At 74.7% G+C, this 7,336-nt stretch carries 5 protein-coding genes; 3 read left to right on the top strand and 2 right to left on the bottom strand.

Annotated elements, in window-relative coordinates:
- Positions 1-1,797: thiol reductant ABC exporter subunit CydC (gene cydC / locus HCN52_RS19605; protein WP_168089768.1), on the top strand; the 1,797-nt coding region annotated here is incomplete at its 5' end.
- A 91-nt stretch (positions 1,798-1,888) separates the two neighbouring features.
- Positions 1,889-3,544: a sensor histidine kinase gene (locus HCN52_RS19600; RefSeq protein ID WP_168089767.1), complete on the top strand. Its 1,656-nt coding sequence runs from the start codon at positions 1,889-1,891 to the stop codon at positions 3,542-3,544.
- A 66-nt stretch (positions 3,545-3,610) separates the two neighbouring features.
- Here HCN52_RS19600 and HCN52_RS19595 read toward each other — a convergent pair whose 3' ends face one another.
- Positions 3,611-4,285 carry a TetR/AcrR family transcriptional regulator gene (locus HCN52_RS19595; protein ID WP_168089766.1) on the bottom strand — a complete coding sequence of 225 codons (675 nt, stop codon included), beginning with the start codon at positions 4,283-4,285 and terminating at the stop codon, positions 3,611-3,613.
- A gap of 144 nt (positions 4,286-4,429) precedes the next feature.
- Between HCN52_RS19595 and HCN52_RS19590 the strand changes: the two genes are divergently transcribed.
- The gene (locus HCN52_RS19590) at positions 4,430-5,854 is read left to right on the top strand and encodes an aldehyde dehydrogenase (protein WP_168089765.1); all 1,425 of its coding nucleotides are present in this window, start codon (positions 4,430-4,432) and stop codon (positions 5,852-5,854) included.
- Positions 5,855-6,193: 339 nt separating this feature from the next.
- On the opposite strand, the gene HCN52_RS19585 is transcribed toward HCN52_RS19590, so the two are convergent.
- Entirely contained in the window at positions 6,194-7,267 is a 1,074-nt protein-coding gene (locus HCN52_RS19585) for a glycoside hydrolase family 5 protein (protein WP_209314754.1), read from the bottom strand.
- Positions 7,268-7,336 lie beyond the last annotated feature (69 nt).

Here is a 7,336-nt window from a genome sequence, read left to right as displayed (position 1 = left end):
GCCCGCGGCCCCGCCGCGCTGCTCGCCGCCGATCCCGCCGATCCCGCCGAGCCCGGCGCCGCAGAGCGGGCCGGGTGGAGCGCGCGGCTCGGCTGGGCCACCGTGCTCGGTGCCCTCGCACTCGCCTCCGCGACCGGGCTGATGGCGGTCTCCGGCTGGCTGATCTCCCGCGCTTCCGAGCAACCGCCACTGCTCTACCTGATGATGGCGGTGACCGCGACCCGCGCCTTCGGCATCGGCCGGGCGGTCTTCCGCTACTGCGAGCGGCTGCTCTCCCACGACGCGGTGCTCCGCCTCCTCGCCGACCTGCGGGTCGCCGTCTACCGGCGGCTGGAGCGGCTCGCCCCCGCCGGGCTGCGGCGGGTGCGCCGGGGCGACCTGCTGGCCCGGGTCGTCGGCGACGTCGACGCCCAGCAGGACCACTACCTCCGGTGGCTGCTCCCCGCCACCGCCGCGGGCCTCGCCTCCGCGCTGGCCGTCGCCTTCACCCTCTGGCTGCTGCCCGCCGCGGGCGTCGCGCTCGCGGTCGGGCTGCTCGCGGCGGGGGTCGCGGTCCCGGCGATGACCGCGCGGGTGGCGCGCCGCACCGAGCAGCGGCTCGCCCCCGCCCGCGGACGGCTCGCCACCCGCACCGTGGACGTGCTGACCGGGACCGCCGAGCTGTCCGTCGCCGGCGCCCTGCCGGGACGGCTCGCCGCCACCGCCGACGCCGACCGGGAACTGACAGCGCTCGCCGCGCGCTCCGCCGCGGGCAACGCGCTCACCGCCGGGCTGATCACCTGGATCACCGGGCTGACGGTCACCGCCACCGCCTGGCTGGGCGTCGCGGCCGTCCACGACGGCGCGCTCACCGGGGTGTGGCTGGCCACCGTGGTGCTGCTGCCGCTCGCGGCGTTCGAGGCGGTGGCGGGGCTGCCGCAGGCGGTCCGCCACCGGCAGCGGGCCGCGCGCGCCGCCGACCGGCTGCGGGAGGTGCTCCAGGCACCGGAACCGGTGGTGGAGCCCGCTGCGCCCGCCCAGCCGCCGTCCGGTCCGCTCCCGCTCCGGCTGACCGGGCTGACCGCCACCCACCCCGGCGCCGACCGCCCGGCGCTGCGGGGGGTGGACCTGGAGCTGACGGCCGGCCGACGCGTCGCGGTGGTGGGCGCCTCCGGCGCCGGCAAGACCACCCTCGCGCTGACGCTGCTCCGGCTGCTCGACCCCGCCGCCGGCCGGTACACCCTCGCCGGCACGGACGCCACCACGCTCGACGGCGACGACGTCCGCCGCATGGTCGGGCTCTGCGCCCAGGACGCGCACGTCTTCGACAGCACCCTGCGGGAGAACCTGCGGCTCGCGGCGCCGGACGCCGGTGACGACCGGCTGTGGGGCGCGCTGGACCGTGCCCGGCTCGGGGACTGGGCCCGCGCGCTCCCGGAGGAACTGGACACCCCGGTCGGCGAGGAGGGCGGCCGGCTCTCCGGCGGCCAGCGCCAGCGACTGGCCCTGGCCCGGGCGCTGCTCGCCGACTTCCCGGTGCTGGTGCTCGACGAGCCCGCCGAGCACCTCGACGCGCCCACGGCGGACGCGCTCACCGCCGACCTGCTGGCCGCCACCGAAGGGCGCACCACGGTGCTGATCACGCACCGGCTGACCGGACTGGAGGCCGTGGACGAGGTCCTCGTCCTGGATGCCGGCCGGGTCGTGCAGCGCGGCGGGTACGCCGAGCTGGCGGGGGCCGCGGGGCCGTTCCGGCGGCTGCTGAGCGCGGCTGCCGGCGACCTCCCCCCGGCGGTGCCCGCGCCGGCGCCGGTGTAGCGCGTGCGGTGCCCGGCGGTGCCCGGCGGGGCGGCCCACCGCATGCGCCGCTCAGCCGTCACAAAACGGGCCAATCGCCTAGGCTCGCACTATGGCGGCTGAGGGCTCATCGCGAAACGGCGGCTCGACCGACCTGGCGCAGCGGCTTCCCCTGCTGCTCGACGCCATGGTCGCGATCGGTGGCGACGTCGAGCTCCCCATGCTGCTCGACCGCGTCGTGGCCGCCGCCGCCGACCTCACCGGCGCGCCGTTCGCGGCGCTGGCCGCCGTCGACGACGAGGGCGGCGTGGGCGAGTTCGTCACCCGCGGGGTCAGCGACGAGGTCCGGGGGCTGATCAGCCGGCTGCCCGGGTCGCGCGGCCTGATCCGGTCGCTGCTGGAGTCCCGCACCCCGCTGCTGCTCACCGACCTGACCCGCGACCCGCGGTTCTCCGGCTTCCCGCCCGACCATCCCCCGCTGCACTCGCTGCTGGGCGTCCCGGTCCGCGTCCACGACGCCGGCTACGGCGCCCTCTACCTGGCGGACACCCGGGAGGGCGCCTTCACCCGCGAGGACCTCCAGCTGGTGCAGATCCTCGCCACCGAGGCGGGCATCGCCATCGGCAACGCACGGCTCTACGAGGCGGTCCGGGAGCGTGCCCGGTGGATGGACGGCACGGCGGAGCTGTCCACCTCACTGCTCTCGGGGGACGTGGACGACGCCCTCGCCGTCGTGGCCGAACAGGCTCGCCGGCTGGCCGACTCCGACGCCGCGATGGTGCTGGTGCCCAGCAGCGGCGGCGGGATGGAGGTGGTCGCTGCCTGCGCCGACGACACCACCGGGCTGATGGGGACCCAGATCCCGCCCGGCAGTGCCCTGCTCGGCCAACTGCTCGCGGGTGAACCGGTGTTCTTCGAGGACGTCGCCACCGACCCCCGGATCAACGACGCCAGCTCCGCCCGCTTCGGCCCCAGCATGGTGCTGCCGCTGGCCAACAACGGCCGCGCCCTCGGCGCGCTGGCGCTCCCGCGAGCGCGCGGCGCCCGCCAGTTCTCCATCGCCGAACGGGCGATGGCCAACCAGTTCGCCCAGCAGGCCGCGGTGGCACTGATGCTGAGCGAGGCGCGGGACGACCGCCAGCAGCTCGCCGTCTACGAGGACCGCGACCGCATCGCCCGCGACCTCCACGACCTGGTCATCCAACGGCTGTTCGCCACCGGCATGCTCCTCGACACCGCCCAGCGCGCCGCGCAACTGGCCGACGTCCACAGCCGCATCGGCAAGGCGGTCGACGAACTGGACGCCACCATCCAGGAGATCCGGACCGCGATCTTCGCCCTCCAGCAGGGGCCGGAGGAGGCGCCCTCCGGGCTGCGCACCCGGGTGCTGCGGGAGACCGGAACGGTCGCGCTGACTCTCGGCTTCCAGCCCTCGGTCACCTTCAACGGCCCGGTCGACAACCGGGTCGGGGAGGCCGCCGCGAAGAACCTCATCGCGGCCCTCCGCGAGGCGCTCTCCAACGCCGCCCGGCACTCCGGCGCGGGCCGGGTCGAGGTCTCGGTGGACGCCACCGCCGTCCGTCCCGACGGGGGCGACGCGGTCCGGCTGACGGTCGCCGACGACGGCGTCGGGCTCCCCGAGGGGGAGGAGCGCCGTTCCGGCCTGCGCAACATCGGCCAGCGGGCGCGCAGCCTGGGCGGGACCGTCGACTTCGGCCCCGGCCCCCATGGTCGCGGCACCACCGTGGTGTGGGAGGTACCGATCTGACGGCCGGGGGCCGCCGCCCGGGCGGCGCCCCCCCGGCTCCGCTTCGCCCCCCGGGGGCAGGGGCCGTCAGGGCGAGGTGCGGGTCAGCGCTCCCGCGACGAGGGTCGCGAGCATGCGGCGCACGGTGTTCTCGAACTCCATCCTCATCGCGGCGAGCGAGGGGTCCGCGTCGTAGGCGGCGAGCATCGCCGGTGACGGGCGGGCGTGGGTCCACACGGCGCCGACGGTCAGCAGGGTGAACGCGGCCACCTCGTGGGACCGCTCTCCCAGTTCGGGCAGGTGGGCGCGGATGAGGTCCGCGAGCCTCCCGGCGCCGGTGAGGGCGGCTCTCTTGTAGCGGGCCGCGACCTCCGGGGAGACGTTGTGCTCCAGGACGCCTGCCTGGGCGCTCAGCAGGTCGCAGAGCATGCGGCGCTCGGCCAGGGAGGCGGTGAGGACCGCGGCGAACTGCTCGCCGCGGTCGGCCGCCGTCGCCTGCGGGTCGACACCGGCGGCCAGCAGGCTCGGCAGGTCGGACAGCCACTGCTGCCAGGCGCGGTCGAGCAGCTCCAGCAGGACTGCCTCGCGTGATTCGAAGTAGCGCAGGACGTTGGACTTGGCCAGCCCGACCCGGCGACTCAGCTCGTTGAGGCTGACGGCGCTCACCGGCGCCTCGTCGAGCATCGCGGCTGCCGTGTCCAGGATCATCCGGCGCCGGATCGCGCGCTGTTCCGCTGTGCGTGCGCGCTGGAAATCCGTCATGCGAGCAGTTTACAGACCTCCGGTCCTTTGCCATGAGACCGGCGGTCCCTTAGTGTGGGACTCGTATCAGACCGGCGGTCTTTCATCTCCCGGTCGACCCCTGCCTCCCCACGGCATCCCGTGCCACGGAAAGCGAGACGCACCATGAGGTCGTACAACCAGCTCTTCATCGGCGGCCGTTGGGCGGACTCCGCCGGCTCCGAGGTCATCGAGGTCCGTTCCCCGCACGACCGGTCCCTCGTCGGGACGGTGCCGCACGCCACCCCCGAGGACGTGGACCACGCCGTCGCTGCCGCCCGGACGGCGTTCGACCAGGGGCCGTGGCCGCGCACCGCTCCTGAGGAACGGCGGCGGACGGTGGCGCGCTTCCAGGAGCTGTACAACGCCCGCGCCGCCGAGTTCGCCGCCCTGATCACAGCGGAGAACGGATCTCCCCTGACGTTCACCACGGGCCTGAACGTGCACGCGCTGCCCGAGCAGACCGCCGCGTACCTGCGCGCCGCTGCCGACCTGGCGTGGGAGGAGGAGCTGCCCTCCGGGACGTTGCTGCGCCGGGAGGCCGTGGGCGTGGTCGCCGCGATCATCCCCTGGAACGCACCCCACCAGTCGGCCCTGGTGAAGATGGTGCCCGCGCTGCTGGCCGGCTGCACCGTCGTCCTCAAGGCGTCCCCGGAGACGGCGGTCGACGCCCTCGCGCTCGCCGAGGTCGTCGCCGACGCGGGATTCCCCGACGGCGTCGTCTCCGTGCTGCCGGCGGGGCGCGCCACGAGTGAGTACCTCGTCGCCCATCCCGGGGTCGACAAGGTCGCCTTCACGGGCTCCACCGCCGCCGGTCGCAGCATCGCTGCCACGGCGGGGGCGCAACTGAAGCGGGTCAGCCTCGAACTGGGCGGCAAGTCCGCCGCGATCGTCCTGGACGACGCGGACCCCGCCGCGGTCGCCCGCGGACTGATGCACCACTCGCTGGGCAACAACGCGCAGAACTGCCAGGCCCACACACGCATCCTGGCGCCGCGCAGCCGCTACGAGGAGATCGTCCAGGCGGTCCGGGCCATGGTGGAGTCGCTGGTCGTGGGCGATCCGGCCCGGCCGGAGACGTTCATCGGCCCGATGGTCCGGCCCGACCACCAGGAGCGCGTGCGCTCCTACATCGAGCTCGGCATCGCGGAAGGGGCCCGTCTGGTGACCGGTGGACCGGAGGTCCCCCGGGGTCTGGAGGGCGGCTGCTACGTCACGCCCACGCTGTTCGCCGACGTCGACAGTTCCCTGCGCGTCGCCCGGGAGGAGATCTTCGGCCCGGTCCTGGTCGTCATTCCGTTCGCGGACGACGAGGACGCCGTGCGCATCGCCGACGACTCCGACTTCGGCCTGGGCGGCGGGGTCTGGTCCGCCGACCACGAACGCGCCGTCGGGATCGCCCGCCGTGTCCGCACCGGGATGATGCTTGTCAACGGCGCGACGCCCGCCTTCGACGGTCCCTTCGGAGGTTTCAAGGCCAGCGGCATCGGCCGCGAGTTCGGGGCCGTCGGACTCGGCCAGTACATCGAGTACAAGAGCATCGCCCTCTGACGTCCGCGGGCACCCCCGCCTCGCCACCGCGGTGCCCCCGGGGGGCAGCACGCGACCGCTCGCTCCGCGGCCCGCGTCGTCGCCCGCGCGGCGTCTCGCCCCCCCCGTCGGTCCAGGTCGGCCGCGGTGCGAGGTCGCGGACCGCAAGGCGACGGCCAGGCGCACGCGGCGCGCGGGACCCGCCCGGGGCGCGTGGTGGACGCCGTGGTGGACGGGTCGGGTGGGGCGGGTGATCCGTCCGGAACCCGCCGCAGGATCTTGACATGCCGGGAGGTGGTCCTAGGTTTCGGATCAACTCCCTCCGCACCCCCCACGACCGGTGCCCGTTCGGGGCGCCGTTCACGAAGGAGAACCGCATGTCGCGCTCCGCGCACCCCACCCCCGCGCAGACGCCGGAACCCGCCGCGCCCGCCGGCGGCGCCCACGGCCGCCGGCCGCGCAGACGCCCACGTTGAAGACGGCGCCCGAGCGCCAGTCGTCGGAGAAGTTCCAGTTGATCCAGCTGATGTTCTTCTCGGCCATCAGGTCCAGGTAGCGCTGCGACATGGTGAAGTCGTTGGCGCCCTCGCCGGCGTAGTCCTGGGTGCCGAACTCGGTGACGAAGACCGGCAGCCGGTCGGAGGCCCGGTCCAGGGCGTCGAGGTAGAAGTCGCCGTGCGAGGCGGCGTAGAAGTGGAAGACGTACATGATGTTGTCGGCGTCGACCGGGTTGTTGACGATCTCCTGCTCGTTCGCGCCCTCGGAGAGGCCGAAGGACGACCAGGCGCGGGTGCCGACCAGCACCACCGCGTCCGGGTCGCCGGCGCGGACCACCGGGATGACCTCCTCGGCGTAGCTCTTGATCGACGACCAGCTCACGCCGTTGGGCTCGTTGGCGATCTCGTACAGGATGTTGTCCTGGTCGCCGTGGCGGTCGGTGATGTCGGTGAAGAACTTCTTGGCGCGCTCGGTGTTGGCGTTGGGGTCGCCCGGGCTGAGCTGGTGCCAGTCCACCACGACGTACATGCCGCGCGCGGTGGCCTGGTCGATGACGCGGCTGGCGAGGTCGGTGAACCGCTGCGGGTCGGTCTCGTAGCCGCCCTCCTGGACGTAGGTGCTCACCCGCAGCACGTCGGCGCCCCAGTCGTGGGCGAGGGCGTCCAGCGAACCGTCGGTGAGACAGTGCTCGAACCACTGGGTGCCGTGGCTGCTCATACCGCGCAGCTGGACCTCCTGGCCGTCCTCGCCGCACAGGCGTATGCCGCACACCTCCAGTGCGCCGTGCTGGGCCAGCGGGGAGGCGGCGGGAGCCGCGGCGGCGGTGCCGGGCGCCTCCTGGGCGGCCTGACCGGTGTCGTCACCGGCGAGCGCGGTACCGCCGACGGCGACGGCGCCGCCCGCGAGCAGGGCCACGGCGGAGGCCGCGGCGACCAGCGGGGCGAGGACCGGATTGGAGGTGAGCGCGTTCTCGATGTGGCTGAGCGCGAACTGCTCCTCGCGGCC

Source organism: Streptomyces bohaiensis (genome assembly GCF_012033785.1).
In the GTDB taxonomy this organism is placed as follows: domain Bacteria; phylum Actinomycetota; class Actinomycetes; order Streptomycetales; family Streptomycetaceae; genus Streptomyces; species Streptomyces bohaiensis.
The sequence above is the reverse complement of the archived record's forward strand: the minus strand, read 5'-3'. Positions and strand labels throughout refer to the sequence as shown.